The following is a 26536-nucleotide window of genomic DNA, read 5'->3' as shown; positions in this document are numbered from 1 at the left end:
AGAGAAAATTAGCGCTTCTTGGACTTCTTGTCGTTGTCGACGTGACCTTTGAAGGTACGAGTTGGTGCGAATTCACCCAATTTATGGCCAACCATGTCTTCCGTTACATAAACAGGTACGTGTTTGCGGCCGTCGTAAACAGCAAACGTGTGTCCTACGAAATCAGGGAAGATGGTGGATCGACGAGACCAGGTTTTGATCACGCGTTTCTCGTTCTTTTCATTTTGCTCGACAACTTTTTTCATCAAATGGTCATCCACGAAAGGACCCTTTTTCAAGCTTCGTCCCATTAGTGAACCTCCCTTCGCCAAAGGCGTTCGGTTATTGTATCAGCCTACCTTACTTCTTGCGGCGGCGGATGATGTACTGATTCGATTTGTTTTTCTTCTTGCGAGTTTTGAGACCCAATGTTGGTTTACCCCAAGGAGTAACTGGAGCTTTACGTCCGATTGGAGCGCGGCCTTCACCACCACCGTGTGGGTGATCGTTCGGGTTCATTACGCTACCGCGAACAGTTGGGCGAACACCCAGCCAGCGGGAACGTCCAGCTTTACCGATATTGAGCAGCTCATGGTCGATGTTACCTACTTGACCGATGGTTGCGCGGCATACATTGTGGATGCGGCGTGTTTCACCAGAAGAAAGACGTACGATGACGAACTCTCCGTCACGACCCAGCAATTGAGCGGAAGTACCAGCAGCGCGTACCAATTGGCCGCCTTTGCCTGGTTTCAACTCGATGTTGTGGATTGTAGTACCTACTGGAATTTTCTCCAAAGGCAGAGCGTTACCAGTTTTGATGTCGGCATCTGCACCGGAAACGATCTCGTCGCCCACTTTCAAACCGTGTGGAGCGATGATATAACGCTTTTCACCGTCGAGGTAATTGATCAAAGCAATGTTAGCAGAACGGTTTGGATCGTATTCGATCGTAGCTACGCGACCTACGATGCCGTCCTTGTTGCGTTTGAAGTCAATGATGCGGTATTTGCGTTTATGCCCGCCACCATGATGACGTACTGTAATTCTACCTTGGTTGTTGCGACCAGCTTTTTTGCTCAGAGGCGCCAACAAGGATTTCTCAGGAGTCGAAGTTGTGATCTCCTCAAATGTAGAAACAGTCATTTGGCGACGAGAAGGAGAAGTCGGTTTAAACTTTTTAATACCCATGTTAATACCCTCCTTTTCGGGAATCGTCGGGATTATACGCCCTCGTAGAAGGTCAGGTCTTTGCTGTCATCAGTCAGCTTAACGATCGCTTTCTTCCACTCAGAAGTATAACCGGAGTATTTTCCATAGCGTTTTGGTTTTGCAGGAACACGGGAAGTGTTTACTGCTTCTACTTTTACGCCGAAAACTTTTTCAACAGCTTGCTTGATTTCTGTCTTGTTGGCTTTGAGAGGAACTTCGAATACGTATTTCTTCTCAGCCATCATGTCAGTGGTGCGCTCCGTAATGATAGGGCGCTTGAGGACATCGTAAAGGCTCTTCATTAGGCGAGCACCTCCTCTACTTTCGCAACCGCGTCTTTCGTCACGATTACTTTGTCATGCGCTACCAGATCCAGAACGTTAATGCCTGCAGCATCTACGAACTTAGCACCTGGGATGTTGCGGGAAGAGAGCGCGATGTTTTGATCATACTCGGAAGTAACGATCAGAACTTTGCGATCTACTTTCAAGCTGTTCAGAACAGCTGTCATTTCTTTGGTTTTTGGAGCGTTGAAGTTCAAAGCATCCAGAACCAGCAGTTCGTTGTTTTGTACTTTTGTCGAGAGTGCGGATTTCAGAGCCAAACGGCGAACTTTACGATTCAGTTTGTAACCGTATTTGCGCGGAGTTGGTCCGAATACAACACCGCCACCTTTCCATTGCGGAGAGCGAATGGAACCTTGGCGTGCACGACCTGTACCTTTTTGGCGCCATGGCTTGCGGCCACCACCACGTACTTCAGAACGGTTCTTTACATCGTGTGTACCTTGGCGTTGGGACGCTTGTTGCATCACGATCGCATCGAACAGAACGGCGTTATTAGGTTCGATCCCAAATACGCTTTCTGCCAATTCGATTTCGCCAACTTGGGAACCGGTTTGGTTATAGAGAGCTACTTTCGGCATGTCAGTTCCTCCTTTCCTTACTAGTTCTTCTTGACTGCCGTCGATACCAGTACGCAGCTGTTTTTCGGTCCAGGTACAGAACCTTTTACGAGAATCAGGTTGCGTTCTGCGATGACTTTCACTACTTCCAGGTTTTGAACGGTTACGTTGTCGCCGCCCATTTGTCCTGGCAGGGTTTGACCTTTAAATACGCGGTTAGGAGCTACAGCACCCATAGAACCAGGGCCGCGATGGTAGCGCGAACCGTGAGCCATAGGACCGCGGGATTGGTTGTGACGTTTGATTGCACCTTGGAAACCTTTTCCTTTGGATACACCGGCAACGTCTACAATGTCTCCCTCAGCAAAAATATCAGCTTTCAACTCTTGACCTACCTCGAAATCACCGAGGTTTACACCGCGAATTTCACGAACGAAGCGCTTAGGTGCAGTGTTAGCTTTCGCTGCATGGCCTTTTTCCGGTTTGTTAGCGCGATGCTCTTTTTTGTCTTCAAAACCGATTTGAATTGCTTCGTAACCATCGTTCTCCAGATCTTTCTTTTGGAGAACCACGTTAGAACCAGCTTCGATGACTGTTACTGGAATCGCTGTTCCGTTTGGGCCGAAAACTTGAGTCATTCCAAGTTTTTTACCTAAGATTCCTTTGGTCATTTGTGCCACCTCCTGTACATATTTCACAAAAACAGTATTGTTGTATCAAGTCCCTACCGATGCGCAGGGGTGCCATTTCAAGGGTTTGTTGCTTGTTGTAACACGCTCATCAAGACAACGGCTGCGCGTGTATCGCGTTTGGGACTTTACAGTTTGATCTCGATATCTACACCGGATGGCAGATCCAGACGCATCAAAGCATCTACTGTTTGTGGTGTAGGGTTCAAGATGTCGATCAAACGTTTGTGTGTACGCATCTCGAATTGCTCGCGAGAATCTTTGTACTTGTGCACCGCACGCAGGATTGTGTAAACTGCTTTTTCCGTAGGAAGCGGAATTGGACCGGAAACATTTGCACCGGAACGTTTTGCAGTGTCTACAATTTTCTCTGCAGACTGATCGAGGATTTTGTGATCATACGCCTTCAAACGAATACGAATCTTTTGCTTTGCCATTTGAGTCCCTCCTTTTTCGCCCATTTTCTAAACAGACATTTCTCCGTGGAAATATCCTGCACCCCGGTCATGGCAAAGGGGCCGGGTGTGTCAGCAACCTCCCACATCATCGCAAGTCCATGACCAACATTACATATTGTACTAAAATCCTTTGGGCAACGCAAGTTATTTCTGTGTTTCCGCAGAATTCTTGTACAAGCAAATCTCGTAACGAGACTCACCTTGCCTATCTTACCGATTCTGCTGCAGAAAGGCAAGCGGGATTCCCTGCCAACTCCTGCTCTTCCCTTTCTATAATAGAAGGAACCCGCTATACTTAGGAGAAGATACGAGCGCGAAGGAGGCCTTTTCACCATGCTTGAAGGCAATACTTATTATGAAATGATCGGCGGAGCGGATACTCTGGCCCGCCTTGTAGATACATTTTACGACTTAGTCATCCAACATCCGGATCTTTCCCCCTTGTTTCCCGACGACTTGTCTGATGTAAAAGAGAGACAATACCAGTTCCTCACTCAATTCTTGGGAGGCCCTGCCCTGTACACCGAGAAACACGGGCATCCGATGCTGCGGGCTCGCCATATGCGGTTTCCGATCGGGCCGACACAAGCCGAAGCTTGGCTCGCATGCATGAGCGAGGCTATGGATCGCACAGGCTTCCCGGAAGAGCCTCGCCAGCAGATTTTCGAGCGTCTTCGCTTGACGGCCTACCATATGGTCAACCAATGGGAGCAAGCGGAATAATAGTACAAAAGAAGCGTAGGGAGTCATTTCCCTACGCTTTTGTTGTCGCCTCGACTGCTGATTTCGCCGCTGGCTGGGGGAGCTTTTTGGACCCCAGATAGACTCCCGTCACAATCATGCATAAGGCGAGTACATGAATCAATTGCAGCCTTTCACCTAAAAATAACGCCGCAAACACAAGACTTGCCAAGGGCATTCCATTCAGAAAGACAGATGTACGACTCGCTCCCAGCTGACGGATGCCGTAATTCCAGCCCACTGTGCCCAACGCTGAAGAAAAAACGGCGGATGCCAGAATGACCAGCCACTGAAAATGACTGATTTCGAGGTTCATATAATACGTAACGGGCTTGTCGATCAAGGCAACTGTCCCAAGGAAGATCATGCCGAACACTTGTGCCAAAGCCGTGATCAAAAGCACAGGTACTCCCCGCATCACCAGCTTGCGTATGAGCAGTCCCCCGGTTACGTACATCAGCATGGAGAAAAACATAATGGCATCTCCCCATCCGCTGACCTCTAAGCCACCCTGTTGAGAAAGAACCACTACCAGGACACCCGAAAAACCAATTCCAATTCCGAGCGCTTTTCGCCAAGACATTGGTTCACCTAAAAAAAGCATCGCCAACAGTCCGGTAGCCAACGGATTCAATCCCAAAATGAGTGAGCCATTGCCCGCGGTTGTGTACTGAACTCCAATAGCCATTGTGATCTGATGCAAAGCGATCGAGGTCGCCCCAATCCCCGCCAGGAGCAGCCAATCCATTTTGGCCATTCGCAGACGCTTTCGGTACGCCCAGATGATTGGGATGAAACATACAGCAGCCAATGCCATGCGTAGCGACGAAACAAATAACGGAGGAAATGTGGTCAGGTATTTCACCATCACGACGTTTAGTCCCCATATGGAGACTACCCCCGCCAACATGAGGAATAGCAGCCCTTCTCTGTTTTTCATTGCCTTGTCTCCCATCCGTACGTTCCAAATCATGCTGGTATTGTAGCACATCCTCCTTGTCATCTGCTGTAGAAGGATTTAGATTACCCTTATTGGAAAAATCGATTAAAAAAAGGGCAAAAAGACCTGACAACCATTCTGGTTGTCAGGTCTTTGACTATGGCAATAATTAAGCTTCGATGGAAGCAACTACGCCAGCGCCTACTGTACGGCCACCTTCGCGGATCGCGAAGCGAGTACCTTGTTCCATCGCTACTGGAGCGATCAGTTCAACGGTGAACTCAGTGTTGTCGCCAGGCATTACCATCTCAACGCCTTCTGGCAGTTGGATGATACCTGTAACGTCAGTTGTACGGAAGTAGAATTGTGGACGGTAGTTAGCAAAGAAAGGAGTGTGACGTCCGCCCTCTTCTTTGGACAGAACGTAAACTTCTGCTTTGAACTTGGTGTAAGGCTTAACGGAACCTGGTTTCGCCAAGCATTGTCCACGCTCGATGTCTTTACGGTCTACACCGCGCAGCAGAGCACCGATGTTGTCACCAGCTTCAGCTTGATCCAGCAATTTGCGGAACATCTCAACACCAGTAACTGTGGAAGCTTTTGTTTCCTCAGCCAGACCGATGATTTCTACTGGGTCACCAACTTTAACGATACCGCGCTCTACGCGACCGGTAGCAACTGTACCACGACCAGTAATGGTGAATACGTCCTCTACAGGCATCAAGAAAGGCTTGTCAGTTGCGCGCTCAGGAGTTGGGATGTAGGAGTCTACAGCTTCCATCAGCTCAACAACTTTTTTCGCCCACTCGCCAGTTGGGTTATCCAAAGCTTCTTTAGCAGAACCTTTGATTACTGGAGTGTCGTCACCTGGGAACTCATATTGAGACAGCAGGTCACGGATTTCCATTTCAACCAGTTCGAGCAACTCTTCATCGTCTACCATGTCGCATTTGTTCATGAATACTACGATGTAAGGTACGCCTACTTGTTTGGAGAGCAGGATGTGCTCACGAGTTTGTGGCATTGGACCATCAGCTGCGGAAACAACCAGGATCGCGCCGTCCATTTGAGCAGCACCGGTAATCATGTTTTTCACATAGTCCGCGTGACCAGGGCAGTCAACGTGTGCATAGTGACGGTTTTCAGTTTCATACTCAACGTGGGAAGTGTTGATTGTGATACCGCGCTCTTTTTCTTCTGGAGCAGCGTCAATTGCAGCGTAGTTCATAGCTTTTGCTTTACCTTGTTGTGCCAATACAGTAGTGATGGCAGCAGTCAGGGTAGTTTTACCGTGGTCAACGTGACCGATGGTACCAATGTTAACGTGCGGTTTAGAACGCTCAAATTTTTCTTTTGCCATGAGAGCTAAAGCCTCCTTAAATGATAAGGGTTTTATAGTGTGAAGAAAGGTTTACCTTACCTTGGTTGCCCACACATATTGTAAACCTTTCTCGTTTCCAAATAAAGTCGTACGCGGAAATTATTCGCCTTTGGATTTCTTGATGATCTCTTCGGAGATGAATTTTGGCACCTCTTCGTAGTGATCGATCTCCATGGAGTAGGTTCCGCGGCCTTGTGTACGGGAGCGAAGAACTGTGGAGTAGCCGAACATCTCGGAGAGCGGCACCATTGCACGGATGGCTTGTGCGTTTGCACGAGCTTCCATACCTTCGATGCGGCCACGGCGGGAGTTCAGGTCACCCATTACGTCACCCATGTACTCTTCAGGCATAACTACTTCTACTTTCATGATTGGCTCCAGGAGTACAGCGCCACATTTTTTCGCAGCTTCTTTCAGAGCGAGAGAACCTGCTACTTTAAATGCCATCTCGGAGGAGTCGACGTCATGGTAGCTACCGTCTACGATGGTAGCTTTGATGTCAACCAGCGGGAAGCCGGCGATAACACCATTTTTCATCGCTTCTTCGATACCTGCTTGAACAGCAGGGATGTACTCTCTCGGTACCACACCACCGACGATCTTGTTTTCAAACTGGAAGCCTTGACCTGGTTCGAGCGGAGCAAATTCCACCCAAACGTGACCGTATTGACCACGACCACCGGACTGACGAACGAATTTACCTTCCACTTTCGCTGCATTACGGAATGTTTCACGGTAAGCAACTTGTGGAGCACCTACGTTCGCTTCCACTTTGAATTCACGTTTCATACGGTCAACGATGATCTCCAGGTGAAGCTCACCCATACCGGAAATGATGGTTTGACCGGTTTCTTCATCCGTGCGGGTTCTGAACGTAGGATCCTCTTCAGCCAGCTTGGACAGGGCGATACCCATCTTGTCTTGGTCTGCTTTGGATTTTGGTTCGATCGCAACGGAGATAACTGGTTCTGGGAATACCATGGACTCCAGGATTACTGGGGCCTTTTCATCACACAGAGTGTCACCAGTTGTCGTATCTTTCAAACCTACTGCAGCAGCGATATCCCCGGAGTAAACCGTTTGGATTTCTTCGCGGTGGTTTGCGTGCATTTGCAGAATGCGGCCTACACGCTCACGCTTGCCTTTAGTAGAGTTCAGTACGTAAGAACCGGAGTTCATTACACCAGAGTATACGCGGAAGAAAGTCAGACGGCCAACATACGGGTCGGTCATGATCTTGAACGCAAGAGCGGAGAACGGACCGTTGTCGTCAGCTGGACGAGTCACTTCTTCTTCGGAATCTGGCAATGTACCTTTGATTGCTGGAATGTCGATTGGAGAAGGCAGGTAAGCAACTACGTTGTCCAGCATAGGCTGTACGCCTTTGTTGCGGTAGGAAGAACCGCACATTACTGGAACGAGTTTTACCTCGATGGTACCTTTGCGCAGTGCTGCACGAATTTCATCGTTAGTCAGCTCTTCGCCTTCCAGGTACTTCATCATCAGTTCTTCATCTTGCTCTGCAGCCGCTTCAACCAATTTCAGACGGAGCTCTTCGCACTTGTCTTTCAGGTCATCAGGGATATCTACAGCATCAGATGTTTTGCCCAGGTCATCAGTGTAAATGATCGCTTTCATCTCGATCAAGTCTACCATGCCCTTGAACTGATCCTCTGCACCGATTGGATATTGGATCGCTACCGGGTTAGCACCCAGACGTGTGCGGATTTGCTCCAAGCACATGTCGAAGTTCGCCCCGATGATGTCCATTTTGTTGATGTAGCAAAGGCGCGGAACGCCGTATTTGTCAGCTTGACGCCATACGGTTTCAGTCTGAGGCTCTACACCGCCTTTTGCGTCAAAAACGGTTACAGCTCCGTCAAGAACGCGCAAGGAGCGCTCAACTTCAACAGTGAAGTCTACGTGTCCAGGCGTATCGATGATGTTGATTCGATGACCTTTCCACTGAGCGGTAGTAGCAGCAGATGTGATGGTGATACCGCGCTCTTGTTCTTGTTCCATCCAGTCCATGGTGGCGGCACCTTCGTGCGTTTCACCAATTTTATGAACGCGACCGGTATAGAACAGAATACGCTCTGTCGTAGTCGTCTTACCAGCATCAATGTGAGCCATGATACCGATATTACGCGTATTCGCTAAAGAGAACTCGCGAGCCATTAGGTGTGCTCCTTCCATACTCGAGTGTAAAAAGATAAGGGTGTCCAAAACAGACACCCGTTTTGGATCCTACCAACGATAGTGTGCGAACGCTTTGTTTGCTTCTGCCATTTTGTGCGTGTCTTCACGCTTTTTCACGGCAGCACCAGTGTTGTTCGCTGCATCCATGATTTCATTAGCCAGACGTTGTTCCATGGTTTTCTCTCCGCGGTTGCGGGAGTAGTTAACCATCCAACGAAGACCGAGAGTAGTGCGGCGCTCAGGCTTCACTTCGATCGGTACTTGGTAGTTAGCACCACCTACACGGCGAGCTTTTACTTCCAGTACTGGCATTACGTTTTTCAGTGCTTCTTCAAACACTTCCATCGGATTGCGACCTGTGCGCTCCTGGATGATGTTAAATGCGTTGTAGAGGATGTTTTGAGCTACACCGCGCTTACCATCCAACATCAAACGGTTAATCAGACGAGTAACCAGCTTGCTGTTGTAAATAGGATCAGGCAGCACGTCACGACGGGCTACAGGACCTTTACGAGGCATCGTATTCCCTCCTTCTTATCGATATCAAATTACGCCACTTCACAGGCGCTTTTCTTATTTTTTAGCTGCTGCTTGACCTGGCTTCGGACGCTTAGTACCGTATTTGGAACGACCTTGTTTACGGTTGTTCACACCAGCAGTGTCAAGAGCACCACGAACGATATGGTAGCGTACCCCTGGCAAGTCTTTTACACGACCGCCGCGCACAAGCACGACGCTATGCTCTTGCAGGTTGTGGCCGATACCACCGATGTAAGCTGTTACCTCGATTCCGTTTGTCAAACGCACACGAGCATATTTACGCAACGCGGAGTTCGGTTTTTTCGGAGTCATGGTACCTACACGAGTGCAAACACCACGTTTTTGAGGAGAGCTTTGGTTGGTTTGGCTTTTCTTGAAGCTGTTGTACCCTTTTTGCAGAGCTGGGGACTTCGACTTCACAACCTTATCCTCGCGACCTTTACGCACCAATTGGTTAATTGTAGGCATGATGTTACCTCCCTTCTTAATACCCAATCTCAAGACCACAGATCCAGGTGAGTCATTTTGAGGTCAAATAGAAAGTTCTTGTCCAGCATGACGCAGCGCGAAACACCAAACAAAAACATCGTTAACCACTTTTTTTAATCGCGGCCGTTGCCGCTCCCACTTCGATTCCGCACACCTTGCCTAATCGGCGCATGGAATCCACATGGATGACTGGCACACCCTTCTCTTTGCAAAGGAGCTCGACCTTTTGGGTCAAACGCCGATCGGCATCATCTGCGATATAGACCGTTTCTACTTGTCCGTTTTCCACGGCTTTCATCGTTTGCTTGATTCCGATGGTTAACTCCTTGGCCCGCTCTACTTTTTCATAAGACATGATGATCATATCCTCCAAAGTACAGATGTCAGGCACACTAGAACATAATAGCAGGTAGGCTATTAGATGTCAATGCCCGTTTCTCATATTTTTTAAGTGGAGAAAACGCCCGCCAAGCGACGGGCGTTTCACCTTATTTACTCGACAGAAACGGCTTCCTGCTGCTCTTTTTCCGCAGCTTCTGCTTCGTAATCGGCCACACTGGCCACATTGATATTGCGATAACGGGACATTCCTGTACCTGCTGGAACCAGTTTTCCGATAATCACGTTCTCTTTCAGACCCAAGAGACGGTCTACCTTGCCTTTGATAGCGGCATCGGTGAGTACGCGAGTCGTTTCCTGGAAGGATGCCGCAGACAAGAAGGAGTCTGTCTCGAGGGATGCTTTGGTGATCCCCAAAAGAACTGGACGTCCAACTGCCGGGTTTTTGCCTTCCAGCAATACTTTGGCGTTCGCTTGCTCGAATTCCGGTACCTCGACATACGAGCCTGGCAACAGATCGGTATCTCCACTGTCAATGACGCGCAGCTTGCGAAGCATTTGACGAATCATAACTTCGACGTGCTTGTCGTTAATTTCTACACCCTGCATGCGGTACACTTTTTGAACCTCTTGCAAAATGTAGTTGGATACACCGCGCATGCCGCGAACTTTCAACATTTCTTTCGGGTCTACGGAACCCTCAGTGAGCTCATCCCCGGCATTCAGCTTAGTACCAACCGATACCTTGATGCGTGCGCCGTACGGAGCGGAGTACACTTTGTTTTCCGCTTCGCCTTGTACTTCGATCTCGCGGCGGTCTTTTACCTCGCGAATATCGACGACTTCCCCGTCGATCTCGGAAATAACCGCCTGCCCTTTCGGATTGCGCGCTTCAAACAACTCCTGAATACGCGGCAAACCTTGGGTAATATCGTCTCCGGCAACCCCACCGGTATGGAACGTACGCATCGTCAACTGCGTACCAGGCTCCCCGATGGATTGAGCCGCGATAATACCAACCGCTTCGCCCACTTCCACTTCTGCTCCTGTCGCCAGGTTGCGGCCGTAGCACAGTTTGCAGACACCGTGACTGGTGCGGCAAGCAAGTACGTTGCGGATATAGACTTCGGTAATCCCGACTTTCTCGATATAGTCGGCAACCTCTTCGGAGATTTCTTCGTTGCGGCGGACGATGATTTCTTTCGTCTCGGGATGGCGCAGCGTCTCGAAGCAGGTGCGACCCACAAGTCGGTCGGAAAGTTTTTCGATCTCTTCCTTGCCATCCTTGATCGCTGTAACGCGGATTCCTTTATCGGTACCGCAGTCTTTTTCGCGGACGATCACGTCTTGGGCTACGTCTACCAGACGGCGGGTCAGATAACCCGAGTCCGCTGTACGCAGCGCCGTATCGGCGAGACCTTTCCGCGCACCGTGCGTGGAGATAAAGTACTCCAATACGGTCAGACCTTCACGGAAGTTGGATTTGATCGGCAACTCGATGATTCGTCCGGACGGGTTGGCCATCAGACCGCGCATACCAGCCAGCTGTGTGATCTGGGATACGTTACCGCGGGCTCCGGAGTTCGCCATCATAAAGATCGCATTGAACTTATCCATGGACTTCATCAGGACGTCGGTTACTTCATCCTTGGCCTTGGACCAGATCGAGATCACGCGGTCGTAACGCTCGTCTTCGGTAATCAAACCGCGACGGAACTGCGTCATGACGGTTGCGACCTTTTGATCGGCTTCGTCGAGAATTTCTTTTTTCTTCTCTGGTACTGCGATGTCCGCGACGGCAATCGTAATACCTGCTTTCGTGGAGTACGTAAAGCCCAGTTCCTTGATTCTGTCGAGAATCATGGAGGTTTTCATCGTGCCGAAGCGACGGAAGCACTCGGAGATGATCGTACCCAGGAAGCCTTTTTTCACAGCGCCGCTGTCCGGGAGCTTCTGGATGAACTCCTTCACGTTGACGCCTTTATCAAAAATGAAGTACTGGTCAGGCACCATGTTTTGCAGGTTGTTCTTGGTTGGCTCATTGATAAATGGCAGCTCTGGCGGGAAGATTTCGTTGAAGATGACTTTCCCTGCCGTTGTGACCAGCAATGCTTGTTCCTGTTTTTCGGTAAAGCTTGTTTTGTTCAGGCGCTTCGCAGGCACCGCAATGCGCGTATGCAAGCTGATGTAGCCTTGTTGGTATGCAGCGATCACATCATGCGGATCGCGGTATACGGTCCCTTCCCCTTTGTCGCCTTCACGCTCCAGGGTCAGGTAGTACGATCCGAGTACCATGTCCTGGGATGGCGTTACGACTGGCTTACCGTCTTTCGGGTTGAGGATGTTTTGCGCCGCCAGCATGAGAATGCGGGCTTCTGCCTGCGCCTCAGCAGACAACGGAACGTGAACGGCCATCTGGTCACCGTCGAAGTCGGCGTTGTATGCCGTACATACGAGCGGGTGAAGACGAATCGCACGACCCTCTACCAGTACCGGTTCAAATGCCTGGATACCCAGACGGTGCAAAGTGGGGGCGCGGTTCAACAGTACCGGATGCTCGCGAATTACGTCCTCGAGTACGTCCCACACTTCAGGCTGAACGCGCTCTACCTTGCGCTTGGCGCTCTTGATGTTGTGAGCGAGGCCTTTGGCCACCAGCTCTTTCATCACGAACGGCTTGAACAGCTCCAAAGCCATCTCTTTCGGCAGACCGCACTGATACATTTTCAGGTTTGGTCCGACTACGATAACAGAACGGCCGGAGTAGTCTACACGTTTACCCAAGAGGTTTTGACGGAAGCGCCCTTGTTTTCCTTTCAGCATGTGGCTGAGGGATTTCAGCGGACGGTTCCCCGGTCCAGTCACCGGACGACCGCGGCGGCCGTTATCGATCAACGCATCGACTGCTTCCTGCAGCATGCGTTTTTCGTTTTGAACGATGATGTCAGGAGCACCCAATTCCAAAAGGCGCTTGAGACGGTTGTTCCGGTTGATTACGCGACGGTACAGGTCGTTCAGGTCAGAGGTCGCAAAGCGTCCCCCATCCAGTTGAACCATCGGGCGCAGCTCCGGCGGAATGACAGGCAGTACATCCAGCACCATCCAGTCCGGGTGGTTGCCGGAGTTGCGGAATGCCTCCAGCACTTCCAGGCGCTTGATCGCACGATTGCGACGTTGTCCTTGTGCTGTTTTCAGGTCTTCCTTCAACGCCTCTACGTCTTTGTCCAAATCGATTTCAGCAAGCAGGCGCTTGATCGCCTCTGCTCCCATCATCGCTTGGAAGGAGTGTCCGTATTTTTCGCGATAATTGCGGTACTCTTTTTCAGAGAGCAATTGCTTCTTATCGAGAGGGGTGTCACCTGGGTCTGTGACCACATAGGATGCGAAATAAATCACTTCCTCCAGGGAACGCGGGGACATGTCGAGCACCAAACCCATACGGCTCGGAATCCCTTTGAAATACCAGATGTGAGAAACTGGGGCAGCCAGTTCAATATGCCCCATCCGCTCACGGCGTACCTTGGCGCGAGTCACTTCCACGCCACAACGATCGCACACGACACCTTTATAACGAACGCGCTTGTATTTTCCGCAATGGCACTCCCAGTCCTTGGTCGGTCCGAAGATGCGTTCGCAGAACAAGCCATCTTTTTCCGGCTTCAATGTACGGTAGTTGATCGTCTCCGGCTTTTTCACTTCCCCGAAAGACCACGAACGGATCTTATCGGGGGAAGCCAAGCCGATCTTCATATATTCGAAGTTGTTCACGTCTATCACAGGGCGTTACCTCCCTTTGTACCGGAATCTTACTCTGCTTCTTCCGAGCTTCCACCTTCAAGCACGAGGTTCAGCTTTTCACTGTTGCCCTCATCCTCGTCTTCCATTTCACGCATTTCAATCTCCTGCTCGTCACCGGACAGGATTTTCACGTCCATACCCAAGCTTTGCAGTTCCTTGATCAATACCTTGAACGACTCAGGAACACCTGGCTCCGGCACGTTTTCTCCCTTGACGATCGCTTCGTAGGTTTTCACACGACCGACCACATCGTCCGACTTGACGGTGAGGATCTCCTGCAAGGTGTAGGCTGCACCGTAAGCTTCCAATGCCCATACCTCCATCTCCCCGAAACGCTGGCCGCCGAATTGAGCTTTACCGCCCAACGGCTGCTGGGTAACGAGAGAGTATGGTCCGGTAGAACGGGCGTGAATCTTGTCGTCTACCAAGTGAGCCAGTTTCAGCATATATACGCAACCGACTGTTACACGACGATCGAATGGTTCTCCTGTACGGCCATCGTACAGAATGGTTTTACCGTCGCGATCCAATCCAGCCTCTTCCAATGTTTCAAAGACTTCGTGCTGACGCGCTCCGTCGAATACCGGCGTAGCGACGTGGATACCCAGGAGCTTAGCCGCCATACCGAGGTGAGTCTCCAATACCTGACCGATGTTCATACGAGATGGTACGCCCAATGGGTTGAGTACGATCTCTACTGGAGAACCATCAGGTAGGAATGGCATATCTTCTTCAGGCATGATACGGGCAATAACCCCTTTGTTACCGTGGCGTCCCGCCATTTTGTCACCCACGGAAATTTTCCGTTTTTGGGCGATGTAGACGCGGACGAGTTGGTTGACGCCTGGAGGCAGCTCATCGCCGTTTTCACGGGTGAACACCTTCACGTCTACGACGATACCGGAACCGCCATGCGGCACACGCAGGGAGGTGTCGCGAACTTCGCGCGCCTTTTCCCCGAAAATCGCATGCAGGAGACGTTCTTCCGCAGTCAGTTCAGTCACACCTTTTGGCGTAACTTTTCCTACGAGAATGTCGCCATCCTGAATTTCGGCACCTACGCGCACAATTCCGCGTTCGTCCAGATTTTTCAACGCATCTTCCCCTACGTTCGGGATGTCGCGCGTGATTTCTTCCGGACCGAGCTTGGTATCGCGAGCTTCGGATTCGTACTCTTCGATATGGATAGACGTATAGACGTCGTCTTTCACCAGTTTTTCACTCAGCAAAATCGCATCTTCATAGTTGTATCCTTCGTAGGTCATAAACGCGACGATCACGTTGCGACCGAGGGCCAATTCCCCTTTTTCAGTGGACGGGCCGTCACCAATGATGTCACCTTTTTCAATCCAGTCGCCGCGTTTTACGATCGGGCGCTGGTTGACGCAGGTACCTTGGTTGGAACGGATAAACTTGTGCAATTTGTACTTGTCGAGATCGCCGGCTACTTGTTTACCATCGATCTCCTTGTAACGGCGAACCCAGATTTCACGAGCAGTCACTCGTTCTACCTGGCCCGGATGCTTCGCAACGATGGCAACACCGGAGTCTTGCGCCGCTTTGTGCTCCATACCGGTACCGACAAACGGAGCCTGTGGAATCAAAAGCGGAACAGCTTGCCGCTGCATGTTGGAACCCATCAGGGCGCGGTTCGCGTCATCGTTCTCAAGGAACGGAATCAAAGCGGTCGCCACAGACACAACCTGCTTCGGCGATACGTCCATGAAATCGACCTTGTCGCGCGGCACGCTCAGGATCTCGCCTTTGCGTCGGCAAATGACCATGTCGTTGATAAAGTGACCTTCATCGTCGAGCGGCTGGTTTGCCTGCGCCACGTTAAAGACATCCTCTTCGTCAGCAGTCAGATAGCTGATTTCCGAGAGCACGCGTCCTGTTTCTGGATCTACCTTGCGTCGCGGCGTCTCGATAAAGCCGTAGTCGTTGATCCGCGCAAAGGAAGACAGCGAGTTGATCAAGCCGATGTTCGGTCCCTCTGGCGTCTCAATTGGACACATGCGTCCGTAGTGGGAATGGTGAACGTCGCGCACTTCAAAGCCGGCGCGCTCACGCGTCAAACCACCAGGACCCAGTGCGGAGAGACGGCGTTTATGCGTCAGCTCGGCCAACGGGTTGGTCTGATCCATAAACTGGGACAGCTGCGAGCTTCCAAAGAACTCCTTCAGGGATGCAATCACCGGACGGATGTTGATCAGAGCTTGCGGCGTAATCTGATTCTGGTCCTGGATGGACATGCGCTCGCGCACAACGCGCTCCATACGGGAAAGTCCGATACGGAACTGGTTTTGCAAGAGCTCACCTACAGAACGCAGACGACGGTTGCCCAAATGGTCGATGTCATCGGTCGTTCCGACACCATGCAGCAGATTCATGAAGTAGTTGATTGCTGCCACGATATCTGCCGGCGTGATGTGCTTGATGGTCTTGTCAATATTACCGTTGCCGATAATTTTGATGACTTTTCCATCCTCATTCGGGGAGAATATATTAATCGATTGCAGGTGAATGGTATCTTCTTCGAGAACTCCACCATGCGTGCGCACATCAATGAAACCAACGTTCGTTTCCAGATGGTCAACGATGCGATCCAGCAAGCGGCGGTCAATCATTTGGCCAGCATCAGCCAGGATCTCGCCCGTCTCTGCATTAACCAGCGTTTCAGCCAAGCGCTGATTGTAGAGACGATTTTTCAAATGAAGCTTTTTGTTCATTTTGTAGCGGCCGACAGAAGCCAAATCGTAACGCTTCGGATCGAAGAAGCGCGATACCAAAAGGCTTTTCGCATTTTCTACAGTCGGCGGCTCGCCCGGACGCAGGCGTTCGTAAATTTCGATCAACGCCTTCTCCGTGGAGTCAGTGTTGTCTTTTTCCAGCGTGTTCTTGATGTACTCATCCTCGCCCAGCAGGTTGAGGATTTCAATATCAGAGCCAAAGCCCAGTGCACGCAAAAGAACCGTTACCGGGATTTTGCGCGTACGGTCGATGCGGACATAAATCACGTCTTTCGCATCTGTCTCCAACTCCAGCCACGCACCCCTGTTCGGAATGACAGTAGCGGTAAACGTCTGCTTACCGTTTTTGTCCACTTTTGTGTTGTAATATACACTGGGGGAACGAACAAGCTGGCTGACAATAACGCGCTCAGCCCCATTAATAATGAAGGTTCCCGTTTCGGTCATGAGCGGGAAATCCCCCATGAAGACTTCTTGTTCCTTCACTTCTCCCGTCTCTTTGTTCAACAAACGTACCTTCACACGCAGAGGCGCCGCATAGGTGACGTCACGTTCTTTCGACTCGTCAACGTCATACTTCGGCTCTCCCAAGCTGTAGTCGATAAACTCCAGCACGAGATTGCCCGTGAAGTCCTGGATCGGCGAAATGTCCTGGAACATCTCACGCAGTCCCTCGTCAAGGAACCATTGGTAGGACTTCTGCTGAATCTCGATGAGATTTGGAAGGCCCAGCACTTCGTTAATACGTGAATACGTACGACGCTGGCGATGTCGGCCACTTTGAATCACTTTACCTGCCAACTTATTCACCCCTCAGGTTGTGTTTTCACACATAGAAACTTGGCATTCGGCAACCCTTACAAGCAGACGAATACCTCAAATAAAAATGGGTTAAAGCAGTAATACCATTTTTAACCCAGAGAAACTCTATTTTAATAGAATTCCCAAGTTTTCACTCGTGCATTCCTTCTTTTAACAAAAGAAGAAAAAGCACTTGACAGAAAGGGAATTGCACAAAAATAGACATTTATCCCATATTGACATTTTATAATGCTATCACATCAGGATATTCCCGTCAAGAAAACTTTTCAAAAGTCAATCCTTGACTATTTCACTGCGCGGAAAATGGAGTACCCTTTTTCCCGATCCACTTCTTCTACGTGCGCATAAAGCTCTTGCAGCTTCTTCAAAGCTGAAGGAGCTCCTTGCTTTTTCTGAATGACCACCCACATCTCGCCGCCCTCTGTGAGCAGCTCATGTCCTTCTGCAAAGATCCGGTGGACGATTTCCTTGCCTGCGCGAATCGGCGGATTGGTCAGGATCACGTCATAGCATTCTCCCTGCACGGCACTGTAGACATCGCTGACTCGCACCTCTACATTATGAATGCCATTGCGCTCTGCATTGCGTCTCGCCAGATCCGCTGCGCGCTCATTGACGTCGATCATCGTGACTGTCCCCTCACTCGCGAGCTTGGCTGCTGTCAACCCGATCGGACCATAGCCACACCCCACATCCAGCACACGCGCTTGACGCGGAATCTGCATGTTCTCGATGAGCAGCAGACTGCCAAAATCAACACGATCGCGCGAAAAAACTCCCGCATCTGTGGTGAAATGCAACTCATGCCCTCGCAATGTAAACGCCATTTGTCGCTCGTCATGCGCAGCACCTGGTTTGTTGGTGTAGTAATGATCTGCCACGTGTATATACCACCCTTTGTCTCGTCGTTTCTTCGATGGGGTTATCCTTTGCCTTTTCCTACAGAAAAACCCCCTGCCAAGGCAAGGGGATTTCCATATGGGAAGCTAACTTACTTCACTTCTACAGATGCGCCAGCTTCTTCGAGTTTTGCTTTGAGAGCTTCTGCTTCTTCTTTGGAAACGCCCTCTTTGAGTGTTTTTGGTGCGTTGTCTACCAGGTCTTTTGCTTCTTTCAGACCCAAGCCAGTCAGTTCACGAACCACTTTAATTACGTTGATTTTGGAAGCGCCGCCGCTTACCAGAGTTACGTTGAACTCAGTTTGCTCAGCAGCAGCTTCAGCAGCGCCACCAGCTACAACAGCTACAGGAGCAGCTGCAGTTACGCCGAATTCTTCTTCGATTGCTTTTACCAGGTCGTTCAGTTCGAGAACGGACATGCCTTTGATGGCTTCCAAGATTTGCTCTTTGCTCATTTGAAAATCCTCCATTCAAGGAATAATGTTTAGATTTGGTGTTACCCGATCAGGCGATTACGCGCCTTGACCTTCTTTTTGCTCGGCCACTGCTTTGACTGCCAGCGCAACGTTGCGCATTGGAGCTTGCAGGACGGAGAGCAGCATGGACAAGAGACCTTCGCGGGAAGGGAGAGCTGCCAATGCTTTGATTTGATCAGCATCAACTACTTTACCTTCGATCACGCCGCCCTTGATTTCCAGCTTGTCGTTTTTCTTCGCGAATTCAGCAATGATCTTCGCTGGAGCGATAACATCTTCCTTGGAGAACGCCAGAGCGTTTGGTCCAGTCAGATATTGGTCCAGTTCAGTCAGGCTTTCTTTCTCTGTAGCCAGACGAGTCAGGGAGTTTTTCAACACCTGGAACTCAACACCCGCTTCACGCAGTTGTTTGCGAAGCTCAGTAACTTGAGCTACAGTCAGACCGCGGTAGTCAGCCACCACTGTAGTTTGGCTTTCACGCAATTTGGTTGCGATTTCGTTGATCGCCTGTACTTTCTCTTCACGAATAACGGTTGGACGAATTTCTGCCATTGTTTACACCTCCCGTGCTCTATCTCGAAAAAAGGAAAATGCCCTCGCAGACTCACGAGGGCATAATGCTCTATCGTCAAAGGAAAGGAACCTTTCCTCTTTCGTACATTACACGCCTCGGAGGGATATTAAGCGACGCTCTTGCAAGCGCAGCACCTTCTGTCTACGGCATATTCATTTCATCAACAGGCACTATCTTAACAACTCCCACGAAGGAAGTCAAGCGTCATTATTTTACAGCAACGCGTACACCAGGACCCATAGTGGAGCTGATGGAAACGTTTTTCATGTAGATACCTTTTGCAGCAGCTGGCTTCGCGCGGTTCAGCGCTTCAGTCAGAGCAGCCAGGTTTTCAACCAGCTTCTCAGCATCGAAGGATACTTTTCCGATCGGAGCGTGGATGTTACCTGCTTTGTCTACACGGTACTCAATTTTACCGGCTTTGATTTCGTTAACCGCTTTGGTTACATCAAAGGTAACTGTACCGGTTTTTGGGTTTGGCATCAGGCCTTTTGGACCGAGTACACGACCCAATTTCCCTACTTCACCCATCATGTCAGGAGTCGCTACTACGACGTCAAATTCGAACCAGCCACCCTGAATTTTTGCGATCATGTCTGCATCGCCTACGTAGTCTGCGCCTGCTGCTTCCGCATCTTTCGCTTTTTCGCCTTTTGCGAAAACGAGAACGCGTTGTACTTTACCAGTACCGTGCGGCAGAACAACAGCACCACGGATTTGTTGGTCAGCACGCTTCGGGTCTACACCCAGACGGAATGCTGCTTCAACAGTTTCATCGAATTTGGCGGAAGCTGCTTTTTTAACCAGCTCTACACCTTCAGCTACTTCGTATACTTTGTTTTTATCAATCAGCTTGGTAGCCTCTTGATATTTCTTTCCATGTTTTGCCATGTTTGAAATCTCCCTTCAATGTGGTCGTAGCGGTTAATCCTCCCACAGACAAGGGGCACAACGTCTGTGCCCCTTTGCACCAAGACAATTAGTCTTCGATTACGATACCCATGGAACGAGCAGTACCTTCCACCATGCGCATAGCCGCTTCCACGGTTGCTGCATTCAGGTCAGGACGCTTCAGTTCCGCGATTTCACGAACTTTGTCACGTTTCAGCGTAGCAACTTTTGTTTTGTTTGGTACGCCGGAACCGGACTCGATACCAGCAGCTTTCTTCAACAGAACAGCAGCTGGAGGAGTTTTGGTGATGAAAGTGAAAGAACGGTCTTCAAACACGGTGATTTCCACCGGAATGATCATACCTGCTTCGCTCTCTGTACGAGCGTTGAATTCTTTACAGAAACCCATGATGTTCACACCAGCTTGACCGAGAGCCGGACCTACTGGAGGTGCAGGATTCGCTTTACCTGCTGGGATTTGTAATTTAATTACGCGGATAACCTTCTTAGCCACGTAAGACACCTCCTTACTTCACATGTGGTAATTACGGGGGAATGCCCCCTCCCACCGTTTGGTGAAAGCTTCGTTTATGTAACGAAAACTTCCGATCTATAGTGAGAGTGCAAGAAACCCCAAATATTGTTGTGGGATTGTGAAAACAACATGAAATGTATCACATCACGTCATTCTTTTCAAGTTGATTCCTAATCCAATTTTTGAACCTGAGTAAAGTCTAGCTCCACCGGCGTTTCACGCCCGAAAATGTCCACCAATACGCGAACCTTCTGTCTGTCCGGGTGAATCTCGATAATCTCCCCGGTGCGATTGGAAAATGGACCGTCTGTGACGCGCACCATATCGCGGAGAGCAAAATCGACTTTGATCTTGGGAATCTCGATTCCCATTTGTTTGAGAATCGTGTCGGCCTCTTCAGGACGCAGCGCTGTCGGCTTGGAGCCGGCGCCCGTGGATCCAACAAAGCCGGTAACCCCAGGAGTGTTGCGCACGACATACCATGAGTCGTCCGTCATCACCATTTCAACAAGAACGTATCCAGGAAACACTTTTTTCGTAACGGTGCGCTTTTTTCCATCCTTGGTCTCTACCTCTTCTTCGATAGGGACAAGTACGCGAAAGATCTTGTCTTCCATGCCCATCGATTCGACGCGCTTCTCCAGATTCGTTTTCACCTTGTTTTCGTAACCTGAGTACGTGTGAACGACATACCATGCTTTTTCCATATCCAACAGGACGTTAACCGTCCGTCCCTCCTAAGACTTGCAAAATTACTTTCCTAAAATCAAATCGATCAAGCGAGAGATACCCAAATCAACGACAAAGAAGAACACTGCAAGCAGTACAACCGTGATGATAACGACTAACGTATACGTTGTCAATTCCTTCCGGTTGGGCCAGCGAACTTTCTTCAATTCGGACATAACGTCGCCAAAAAAACTACCTGTACGGCGGAAACTAGCTCCAATACGTGCTAAGAAACCCATATTGCCACCCCCAGACTTGGTCGCTCAAGCATTACTTCGTCTCGCGATGAAGGGTTTGCTTCTTGTCACGGGAGCAATACTTTTTCAGTTCAACACGTTCAGTAGTAGTGCGCTTGTTCTTGGTGGAGATATAGTTACGCTCGCCACACTCGGTGCACGCCAACGTGATGTTTACTCGCATTTATTGCCACCTCCATCTCATTTCAAACCTGCTATTGTTTACGTTAAACCCGATGATCAATAGTACGGGAAAACCGCTACTTTTTCCTGACCATTTCACCTGAAAGTAACCATAGAAAAAGAGAGATAAGAGTCTATGGCTACCTAAACAAATTTATCACACCGAAAATCTCATGTCAACAAAACGTCTTGACAAAGGGAATGCATTTTGTTCCATCCTTCGCCTACTGGAAAACTTCTCTACTAGAGTAAAAAAGAGATTCTCTGTAATTACAGATGAATCTCTCTACCTTCCAGATAGCGTTCCAGTTTTCGTTTTACACGCTGCAGGGCATTGTCAATGGATTTGACATGACGCTTTAGCTCGACGGCAATCTGTTGATAGGATCGCCCATCCAGGTAAAGCATCAGCACTTGCCGCTCCAAATCGCTCAGAATCTCGCTCATCTTGCCTTCGATGTCGTCAAACTCTTCGCGATTGATGAACAACTCCTCCGGATCCGTCACCTTCGTGCCGCAGATCACGTCGAGCAGCGTACGGTCCGAGTCCTCATCGTAGATGGGCTTGTCCAGAGACACGTAGGAATTGAGCGGAATATGCTTCTGCCTCGTCGCCGTTTTGATCGCCGTGATGATCTGACGCGTAATGCAAAGCTCTGCAAACGCCTTGAACGAAGTGAGTTTATCCCCTCGGAAGTCGCGAATGGATTTGTACAGCCCAATCATGCCTTCCTGCACAATATCTTCGCGGTCAGCCCCAATCAGAAAATAGGATCTGGCTTTGGCACGGACGAAGTTCTTGTACTTGTTGATCAAATACTCCAATGCTTCGGTGTCGTCATCGCGAACAAGATCGACTACCTCTTCGTCGGTCAATAGCTCATATTGGGCATGCTTCAACTCCTTGAGGTCAACACTCACACTCGATCCCTCCGCCAGCCGTTCTCCATAGATGTCGTTATTATACATGATGCCGTAAAAAAGCGTCAACCGAATCCAAGTTATTCCCTTCGCCATTTTTCGAATATTTTCGCTATTTCCTCATCCAAGGCTATCCGCCTCGAGAAACGTTCGTCGCGTGTTTTTTCTACTTCCTTTTGGATCTCCTTGCCTGCGCTTTCCAAGTCATGCAACAATTCCCGCGCGGATTTGCGCAAGGCACCCTGTCCGAAAATAACCCGCTGGGAGGTATAGTCGGAGGTGGCTACATAGATTTGTCGATTTTTATTTTGATGCTGCGAGACAATCTGCTCAATTTTCTCATCAGCAGTCTCTTTTTTCTTGGTAAAGTACACTTCCACCCGATAATCCTCGATTTGCCGTCCCGGTCCCGGAACGTTGTAAGCATCGAATACGATCATCACCTTGATGCCGGTATAACTCTGGTATTCTGCCATTTTGGAAATCAACAAGTCGCGCGCTTCATCCATGCGATCCTGGTCTTTCAGCGCGCGCAAATCCGGCCAGGCACCGATGATATTGTAACCATCCACGATCAACAGTTGCTTGGCTTTCCTTTTGGCCATGTCACTTCACCCGCGTCGGGAGCGGACATCGGGAACGATACACCTCATACATCAACAGCGCAGCAGCGACAGAAGCATTCAGCGAGGTGACATTGCCCGCCATCGGGAGACTGTATAAAAAATCGCAGTTTTCTCTGACCAGACGACTGATGCCTTTTCCTTCGCTGCCGATGACGACGCCGAGCGGCATGGTGAAATCGCCTTGGCGAAAGTCTTGTTTGGCGCTGGCATCTGTGCCTGCGATCCAGACTCCCCGCTCTTTCAGCTCCTCCATGGTGCGGACGAGATTGGTCACGCGGGCAACGGGGACGTAGTTGATCGCACCTGCGGACGCCTTGGCAACAGTCGCTGTCAGGCTGACCGAGCGGCGTTTGGGAATGATGACGCCATGGGCACCCACAGCGTCGGCAGTACGCAGAATGGATCCCAGGTTATGCGGATCCTCCAGTTCGTCCAACAAGAGAATAAACGGCGGCTCTTGCTTTTCTTCCGCCCGCCGCAGAATATCCTCTACCTCTACGTAGTCATAAGCAGCCACAGACGCAATGACGCCCTGATGATTATCTGTCGATGCCAATGTATCCAGCTTTTTGCGGTTGGCAGTCGTGACGATGACGCCCTGCTCTTTTGCCAGCGCAAAGATGGGCCCCATCAAATTTTTGTTGGTCCCTTCCGCAATCCAGATTTTATTGATCGTACGCCCTGAGCGCAGCGCTTCGATCACCGGGTTCTTGCCTACAATCCACTCTTCACTCATGTTCCGTGCTCTCCTTCCACGATGGCAAATGCCTGCTGCATGATTTCCGCAATCCGCTCTTCTTTTCCGTTCAGATACAGATATCCGATCAAAGCCTCGAAAGCGGTCGCGTGGCGATAGTCGATAATATCTGCATTTTTTGCCGAGGAACCCGATTTGGCATTGCGTCCCCGCTTCACGATGCTGACCTCGTCCTCTGACAGCTCCGGCATCAGGTTCATCAGGATATTCGCCTGGGCTTTTGCCGAAACGTAACGATTGGCCGCCTTGTGGAGCTGATTTGGCTTAACCAGCCCCCTGGCGATCAGATGGTACCTGACGCAATGCGCATACGTGGCATCACCTAAAAAGGCGAGCACAAGTGGATTGGTTTGATTCGGATCCCGGGTCAACTCTTCTTTTTGCATGTTGTCTAAGCTCCTTATTTGCGGCGCCAACGCACACCCTGCGGCGTATCTTCCAGCACGATTCCTTTAGCGGCGAGAAGATCGCGAATTTCATCAGCACGGGCGAAGTTGCGTGATGCGCGAGCTTCGGTCCGCTCGACGATCAAAGCATCGATCTCACTGTCCAAAAGCTCCTGCTCCTGCTCCAAAATGATGCCCAGCACTCCAGTCAGTTCCAGCAAAAGCTCCTTGTAAGCCGTAATTTCTTCGCGCCCCACATTCTGATTCAGCATGTATTGGTTCGCTTCCTTTACGACTTCAAACAGAACTGTCAGTGCGTTGGCGGTATTCAGGTCGTCATCCATTTCTTTCACAAAACGCTCCCGCAGATCGCGAATCGTTTGCGCTTGTTGCTCAGCCTGGCCGTTAGGCTCTGCCTCCCTAGCTGTCTGCAGACGGTGGTCGAGATTATGATAGGCCGTTTTCATCCGTTCCAAACTGTTTGCCGCTTGCTCCAGTAGCTCATCACTGAAATTGATCGGATTGCGGTAGTGCCCTTGCAGCATGAAGAAGCGAATCAATTGCCCTCCGAATTGCTGGACGAGATCGCGGGTCAACAGGAAGTTGCCAAGGGATTTGGACATTTTTTCATTGTCGATGTTCAGCATGCCGTTGTGCAGCCAATAACGGGCGAACACCTTGCCAGTAAAGCACTCAGACTGGGCGATCTCGTTTTCATGGTGAGGGAAAACCAGATCGGAGCCGCCTGCGTGAATATCGATCTGCTCACCCAGAAACTTCAACGCCATCGCCGAGCATTCGATATGCCATCCCGGACGCCCTTCGCCCCACGGACTGCCCCAGCTCACTTCCTTGTCCTTGGCCGCCTTCCAGAGGGCAAAATCAAGCGGATGCTCTTTCTTTTCATTGATGTCCACACGCGCCCCTGCCTGCAAATCATCCAGCGGCTGGTGCGAGAGTTTTCCATACTCGTCGAAGCGGCCTGTACGGAAATAGACATCTCCTTCACTTTCATAGGCGTAGCCTTTTTCTATCAAGCCCTCGATAAATTCAATAATCTCCGGGATGGTCTGCATGACGCGCGGTTGAATATCCGGAGGCATGACGTTTAAGGATTTCAGGTCTTCGTTGTAGGCATCTGTAAAGCGGTCGGCCACTTCTTTGACCGTCGTGCCTTCCTCGTTGGCGACGCGGATCAGCTTGTCATCTACGTCCGTAATGTTTTGTACGAATGTCACGTCAAAGCCGCGATACTTCAAATAGCGGCGCAATGTATCAAACACAATCGCGGGACGGGCATTCCCGATGTGAATGTAGTTGTAAACCGTCGGACCGCACACGTACATTTTCACCTTGCCGGGCACAAGCGGCACGAAAGGTTCTTTTCGACGGGTCATCGTATTAGTGAATTGAATGCTCATTTTCCTTCTTAGCCTCCCTCAAAAGATCCAATTCCTTGCGCAAGCTCTCGATTTCTTTTTGCATCTGCCGAAGTGTATCAGCTACCGGGTCTGGCATATTCACATGATCCAGATCACATTTCACTCGTTTTCCATCCTGAATGACGATGCGCGCTTTGATTCCCACCACCGTGGAATTGGGCGGCACTTCCTGCAGGACGACTGCTCCGGCTCCGATCTTGGAATTGTCGCCGATTTTAAAGGAACCCAAGACTTTCGCTCCTGTCGCGATAATGACGTCGTTGCCAATGGTCGGGTGGCGCTTTCCTTTTTCCTTTCCGGTCCCGCCCAGTGTTACACCCTGATAAATGGTCACGTTGTCGCCGATTTCACACGTCTCTCCGATCACGACACCCATTCCATGGTCAATAAACAGGCCTTTGCCGATGCGCGCACCCGGATGGATCTCAATTCCCGTCAAAAAACGGGTAAATTGGGAAACGGCGCGCGCCAGCGTACACCAGCCCGCTTTCCAGAACCGATGCGCAATCCGGTACCCCCAGATGGCATGCAATCCGGAATAGGTCAGGACCACCTCAAAGGTACTGCGTGCTGCCGGGTCCCGCTCGAATACTGCTTGAATGTCTTCTCTCATCTGTGCAAACATAGGGATGCACCTCCA

At 50.1% G+C, this 26536-nt stretch carries 29 protein-coding genes and 1 other annotated feature; of the genes, 1 reads left to right on the top strand and 28 read right to left on the bottom strand.

Annotated elements, in window-relative coordinates:
• Positions 1-8: 8 nt before the first annotated feature.
• From rpsS to rpsJ, 6 genes are all read right to left on the bottom strand, one after another.
• On the bottom strand, positions 9-290 hold the full coding sequence (rpsS, locus tag EDM58_RS10420; protein ID WP_023558736.1) for a 30S ribosomal protein S19: 282 nt from the start codon (positions 288-290) through the stop codon (positions 9-11).
• A 49-nt stretch (positions 291-339) separates the two neighbouring features.
• A complete protein-coding gene (rplB, locus tag EDM58_RS10415) occupies positions 340-1170 on the bottom strand; it encodes a 50S ribosomal protein L2 (protein ID WP_023558737.1) in 831 nt (276 codons plus the stop codon).
• A gap of 32 nt (positions 1171-1202) precedes the next feature.
• Positions 1203-1493 carry a 50S ribosomal protein L23 gene (rplW, locus tag EDM58_RS10410; protein ID WP_023558738.1) on the bottom strand — a complete coding sequence of 97 codons (291 nt, stop codon included), beginning with the start codon at positions 1491-1493 and terminating at the stop codon, positions 1203-1205.
• On the bottom strand, positions 1493-2116 hold the full coding sequence (gene rplD, locus EDM58_RS10405; RefSeq protein WP_023558739.1) for a 50S ribosomal protein L4: 624 nt from the start codon (positions 2114-2116) through the stop codon (positions 1493-1495). Before rplD ends, rplW begins: the two co-directional genes overlap by 1 nt.
• A 20-nt stretch (positions 2117-2136) precedes the next feature.
• Positions 2137-2766 (bottom strand): 50S ribosomal protein L3, encoded by a 630-nt coding sequence (gene rplC, locus EDM58_RS10400; RefSeq protein WP_122913288.1) that lies wholly within the window; start codon positions 2764-2766, stop codon positions 2137-2139.
• Positions 2767-2912: 146 nt separating this feature from the next.
• Positions 2913-3221, bottom strand: a complete 309-nt coding sequence (gene rpsJ, locus EDM58_RS10395) for a 30S ribosomal protein S10 (protein ID WP_005828858.1) — start codon at positions 3219-3221, stop codon at positions 2913-2915.
• A 354-nt stretch (positions 3222-3575) separates the two neighbouring features.
• On the opposite strand from rpsJ, the gene EDM58_RS10385 reads away from it, so the two are divergent.
• On the top strand, positions 3576-3965 hold the full coding sequence (locus EDM58_RS10385; protein WP_122913287.1) for a globin domain-containing protein: 390 nt from the start codon (positions 3576-3578) through the stop codon (positions 3963-3965).
• Positions 3966-3996: 31 nt separating this feature from the next.
• On the opposite strand, the gene EDM58_RS10380 is transcribed toward EDM58_RS10385, so the two are convergent.
• The 22 genes from EDM58_RS10380 to cysE all read right to left on the bottom strand — a co-directional run bounded on the left by EDM58_RS10380 (position 3997) and on the right by cysE (position 26521).
• The gene (locus EDM58_RS10380) at positions 3997-4923 is read right to left on the bottom strand and encodes a DMT family transporter (RefSeq protein WP_122913309.1); all 927 of its coding nucleotides are present in this window, start codon (positions 4921-4923) and stop codon (positions 3997-3999) included.
• Between the two features lie 169 nt (positions 4924-5092).
• Positions 5093-6283 (bottom strand): elongation factor Tu, encoded by a 1191-nt coding sequence (tuf, locus tag EDM58_RS10375; protein WP_122913286.1) that lies wholly within the window; start codon positions 6281-6283, stop codon positions 5093-5095.
• Positions 6284-6403: 120 nt separating this feature from the next.
• Positions 6404-8482 carry an elongation factor G gene (gene fusA, locus EDM58_RS10370; RefSeq protein ID WP_122913285.1) on the bottom strand — a complete coding sequence of 693 codons (2079 nt, stop codon included), beginning with the start codon at positions 8480-8482 and terminating at the stop codon, positions 6404-6406.
• A gap of 69 nt (positions 8483-8551) precedes the next feature.
• Complete coding sequence (gene rpsG, locus EDM58_RS10365) at positions 8552-9022, bottom strand: 30S ribosomal protein S7 (protein WP_023558745.1); 471 nt, start codon at positions 9020-9022, stop codon at positions 8552-8554.
• Between the two features lie 54 nt (positions 9023-9076).
• Positions 9077-9511 carry a 30S ribosomal protein S12 gene (rpsL, locus tag EDM58_RS10360; protein ID WP_012683978.1) on the bottom strand — a complete coding sequence of 145 codons (435 nt, stop codon included), beginning with the start codon at positions 9509-9511 and terminating at the stop codon, positions 9077-9079.
• A 121-nt stretch (positions 9512-9632) separates the two neighbouring features.
• On the bottom strand, positions 9633-9887 hold the full coding sequence (locus EDM58_RS10355) for a 50S ribosomal protein L7ae-like protein (RefSeq protein WP_031306169.1): 255 nt from the start codon (positions 9885-9887) through the stop codon (positions 9633-9635).
• A gap of 137 nt (positions 9888-10024) precedes the next feature.
• On the bottom strand, positions 10025-13648 hold the full coding sequence (gene rpoC, locus EDM58_RS10350) for a DNA-directed RNA polymerase subunit beta' (protein ID WP_122913284.1): 3624 nt from the start codon (positions 13646-13648) through the stop codon (positions 10025-10027).
• 29 nt (positions 13649-13677) lie between these two features.
• Positions 13678-17220, bottom strand: coding sequence for a DNA-directed RNA polymerase subunit beta (rpoB, locus tag EDM58_RS10345; RefSeq protein ID WP_122913283.1), 3543 nt, complete (start codon positions 17218-17220; stop codon positions 13678-13680).
• A gap of 305 nt (positions 17221-17525) precedes the next feature.
• Positions 17526-18122 carry a class I SAM-dependent methyltransferase gene (locus EDM58_RS10340; RefSeq protein ID WP_122913282.1) on the bottom strand — a complete coding sequence of 199 codons (597 nt, stop codon included), beginning with the start codon at positions 18120-18122 and terminating at the stop codon, positions 17526-17528.
• 110 nt (positions 18123-18232) lie between these two features.
• Positions 18233-18595: a 50S ribosomal protein L7/L12 gene (gene rplL / locus EDM58_RS10335; protein ID WP_122913281.1), complete on the bottom strand. Its 363-nt coding sequence runs from the start codon at positions 18593-18595 to the stop codon at positions 18233-18235.
• 57 nt (positions 18596-18652) lie between these two features.
• Positions 18653-19168 carry a 50S ribosomal protein L10 gene (gene rplJ / locus EDM58_RS10330; protein WP_122913280.1) on the bottom strand — a complete coding sequence of 172 codons (516 nt, stop codon included), beginning with the start codon at positions 19166-19168 and terminating at the stop codon, positions 18653-18655.
• 24 nt (positions 19169-19192) lie between these two features.
• Positions 19193-19355: a sequence feature (ribosomal protein L10 leader region), on the bottom strand.
• Between the two features lie 42 nt (positions 19356-19397).
• Complete coding sequence (rplA, locus tag EDM58_RS10325; RefSeq protein WP_122913279.1) at positions 19398-20081, bottom strand: 50S ribosomal protein L1; 684 nt, start codon at positions 20079-20081, stop codon at positions 19398-19400.
• A gap of 88 nt (positions 20082-20169) precedes the next feature.
• Positions 20170-20595: a 50S ribosomal protein L11 gene (gene rplK / locus EDM58_RS10320; RefSeq protein ID WP_031932704.1), complete on the bottom strand. Its 426-nt coding sequence runs from the start codon at positions 20593-20595 to the stop codon at positions 20170-20172.
• A 191-nt stretch (positions 20596-20786) separates the two neighbouring features.
• Entirely contained in the window at positions 20787-21323 is a 537-nt protein-coding gene (gene nusG, locus EDM58_RS10315) for a transcription termination/antitermination protein NusG (RefSeq protein WP_122913278.1), read from the bottom strand.
• Between the two features lie 45 nt (positions 21324-21368).
• The gene (secE, locus tag EDM58_RS10310; RefSeq protein WP_122913277.1) at positions 21369-21584 is read right to left on the bottom strand and encodes a preprotein translocase subunit SecE; all 216 of its coding nucleotides are present in this window, start codon (positions 21582-21584) and stop codon (positions 21369-21371) included.
• 31 nt (positions 21585-21615) lie between these two features.
• On the bottom strand, positions 21616-21765 hold the full coding sequence (gene rpmG / locus EDM58_RS10305) for a 50S ribosomal protein L33 (RefSeq protein WP_003392018.1): 150 nt from the start codon (positions 21763-21765) through the stop codon (positions 21616-21618).
• A 269-nt stretch (positions 21766-22034) separates the two neighbouring features.
• Positions 22035-22685, bottom strand: coding sequence for an RNA polymerase sporulation sigma factor SigH (sigH, locus tag EDM58_RS10300; protein WP_031306170.1), 651 nt, complete (start codon positions 22683-22685; stop codon positions 22035-22037).
• Between the two features lie 80 nt (positions 22686-22765).
• Entirely contained in the window at positions 22766-23290 is a 525-nt protein-coding gene (locus tag EDM58_RS10295) for an NYN domain-containing protein (protein WP_122913276.1), read from the bottom strand.
• A gap of 1 nt (position 23291) precedes the next feature.
• Positions 23292-24047, bottom strand: a complete 756-nt coding sequence (rlmB, locus tag EDM58_RS10290) for a 23S rRNA (guanosine(2251)-2'-O)-methyltransferase RlmB (protein WP_122913275.1) — start codon at positions 24045-24047, stop codon at positions 23292-23294.
• Positions 24044-24454, bottom strand: a complete 411-nt coding sequence (locus EDM58_RS10285) for a Mini-ribonuclease 3 (protein ID WP_023558765.1) — start codon at positions 24452-24454, stop codon at positions 24044-24046. The genes rlmB and EDM58_RS10285 overlap by 4 nt, the downstream gene beginning before the upstream one ends.
• A 14-nt stretch (positions 24455-24468) precedes the next feature.
• Positions 24469-25875, bottom strand: coding sequence for a cysteine--tRNA ligase (gene cysS / locus EDM58_RS10280; protein ID WP_023558767.1), 1407 nt, complete (start codon positions 25873-25875; stop codon positions 24469-24471).
• A complete protein-coding gene (gene cysE / locus EDM58_RS10275) occupies positions 25856-26521 on the bottom strand; it encodes a serine O-acetyltransferase (protein WP_023558769.1) in 666 nt (221 codons plus the stop codon). Before cysE ends, cysS begins: the two co-directional genes overlap by 20 nt.
• Positions 26522-26536: the final 15 nt, after the last annotated feature.

Source organism: Brevibacillus panacihumi (assembly GCF_003710985.1).
GTDB classification, from domain to species: Bacteria; Bacillota; Bacilli; order Brevibacillales; family Brevibacillaceae; genus Brevibacillus; species Brevibacillus panacihumi.
The sequence above is the reverse complement of the archived record's forward strand: the minus strand, read 5'-3'. Positions and strand labels throughout refer to the sequence as shown.